The organism is Xanthobacter sp. BG11Y11_SDJG, from assembly GCF_057364445.1.
Window position 1 is genome coordinate 1 of sequence record NZ_JBNFNU010000541.1, and the last position, 2,247, is coordinate 2,247.

Consider the following 2,247-nt stretch of genomic DNA (forward strand, 5'->3'; position numbering starts at 1 on the left):
CCGTCGTCCGCGCCCTCACGCCGCGCTGGGCGCGTCCTCGCGCAGGTCCGGGTCCATGTCGCGCGGCAAAGTGTGCTCGCGGCCGGCGAGCACCTCTTCCGCGGCGCGCACCTTCTCCTGCGCGCTCTCGGCCTCGCGCTGGCGATTCCACAAGGCGGCGTAGAGGCCGCCCTTCGCCAGCAGCGCCGCGTGGCTGCCGCGCTCGGCGACGCGTCCCTCGGCCAGCACCAGGATTTCGTCCGCCCCGACCACCGTCGACAGGCGATGGGCGATGACGAGCGTGGTGCGGCCTTCCGAGACCCGGTCGAGCGCGGTCTGGATCTCCCGCTCGGTGTGGCTGTCGAGGGCGCTGGTCGCCTCGTCCAGCACCAATATGGGCGGCGCCTTCAGAATGGTGCGGGCTATGGCCACGCGCTGTTTCTCGCCGCCGGAGAGCTTGAGGCCGCGCTCGCCCACCTCGGTCTTGAAGCCGTGCGGGGTCGCGCGGATGAAGCCGTCGATCTGGGCGAGGCGCGCCGCCTCCTCCACCTCGGCGTCGGAGGCGCCTGGCCTTCCGTAGCGGATGTTGTAGGCGATGGTGTCGTTGAACAGCACGGTGTCCTGCGGCACCATGCCGATGGCGGCGCGCAGGCTGTCCTGCGTCACCTTGCGGATGTCCTGACCGTCGATGGTGATGCGGCCCGAGGAGATGTCGTAGAAGCGGAACAGCAGGCGCGAGAGTGTCGACTTGCCCGCCCCGGACGGTCCGACGATGGCGACCGTCCGCCCCGCCGGCACCTCGAAGGTCACGCCCTTCAGGATCTCGCGCTCGGGATCGTAGGCGAAGCGCACGTCCTCGAACCGCACCGTGCCGCCGGACACCACAAGGTCCGGCGCGCCCGGCGCATCGGTGATCTCGGGATCGCGCGCCAGCACGGCGAACATGGCCTCGATGTCCACCATGGCCTGCTTGATCTCGCGATAGATCATGCCGAGGAAGTTCAGGGGAACGTAGAACTGGATCATCATGGCGTTGACCATGACGAACGAGCCGACGCTCTGCCGCCCGGCGCGGATGTCCATCACGCACAGCGCCATCAGCGCCGTGAGGCCGAGGGAGAAGATCAGCGCCTGCCCGGCATTGAGCCAGGCGAGCGAAGTATAGGTGTTGACGGTGGCCTTCTCGTAGCGCGCCACCGAGCGGTCGTAGCGGGCGGCCTCCCATTTTCGGCGCCGAAATACTTCACCGTCTCGTAGTTGAGCAGGCTGTCCACCGCCTTGGAGGCGGCGTCGGTGTCGCTCTCGTTCATCTCCCGGCGGATGGCGATGCGCCACTCGCTCGCCTTGTAGGTGAAGGCGGTGTAGAGCGCGACCGTCACCGCCACCACCGCCGCATAGCGCCAGTCGAAGGCGAAATAGAGCACGCCCAGCACCATCACCAGCTCGACGATGGTCGGCGCGAGCTGGAGCATCAGCATGCGCACGATGGTCTCGATGCCGTCGCGCGCCCGCTCCAGGATGCGGGTGAGCCCGCCGGTGCGCCGCTCCAGGTGGAAGCGCAGCGAGAGCTGGTGCATGTGGCGGAACGTGACCATGGCGAGCTTGCGCACCGCATGCAGCGCCACCCGCGCGAACAGTCCGTCGCGCAATTGGGTGATCCCGGCCATGGTGATGCGGGCGAAGCCGTAGGCCAAAGTGAGCAGGATCGGCGCGCGAGGAGGAAGGCGATGGCCGCTCCGTCGCCCTGGCCGTCCGCCTCCGCGGCGAGCGCGTCGGTGGCCCACTTGAACACGAATGGCACCACCATGGTGGCGCCCTTGGCGGCGAACAGCAGCAGGAAGGTGAAGATCACCCGGCGCTTCAGGTCGGGCCGGTCGGCGGGCCACAGATAGGGCCACAGCGCGCGCACGGTGGCGGCGAGGCGCGCGCCGGGCGGCGGCGGAAGGGACGGATCGCGGACGGAATTCGGGGTCGGGGACATGATGTTCCTAGTCGTGCTCCGCGCCCGGTGCGGGCGCAGGGAGCAGCCGGTCGAAGAAGGCGTCGAGTTCGCCCTTGAGGCGGCGCACCGCCGCGGCGTCGATCTGGTAGCGGGTGCGCTGGCCGTCCGGCCGGGCCGAGACGAGGCCCGCGGCGACCATCACCTTGAGGTGCTCGGAGACGGTGGATTGCGCCAGCGGCAGTTCGCGCACGATGTCGCCGCAGGGGCAGCAGTCGCGCCGCGCCAGCATCCGCAGCGCCGCGAGCCGCGCCGGATGGCCGAGCGCG

At 69.9% G+C, this 2,247-nt stretch carries 1 protein-coding gene and 1 pseudogene; both read right to left on the reverse strand.

Annotation, left to right across the window (positions count from 1 at the left end; translation table 11 throughout):
• Positions 1-15: 15 nt before the first annotated feature.
• A pseudogene (locus tag AC2W7M_RS24120) lies at positions 16-1,960 on the reverse strand (ABCB family ABC transporter ATP-binding protein/permease).
• Between the two features lie 7 nt (positions 1,961-1,967).
• Positions 1,968-2,247: ArsR/SmtB family transcription factor (locus AC2W7M_RS24125; protein WP_486135523.1), on the reverse strand; the 280-nt coding region annotated here is incomplete at its 5' end.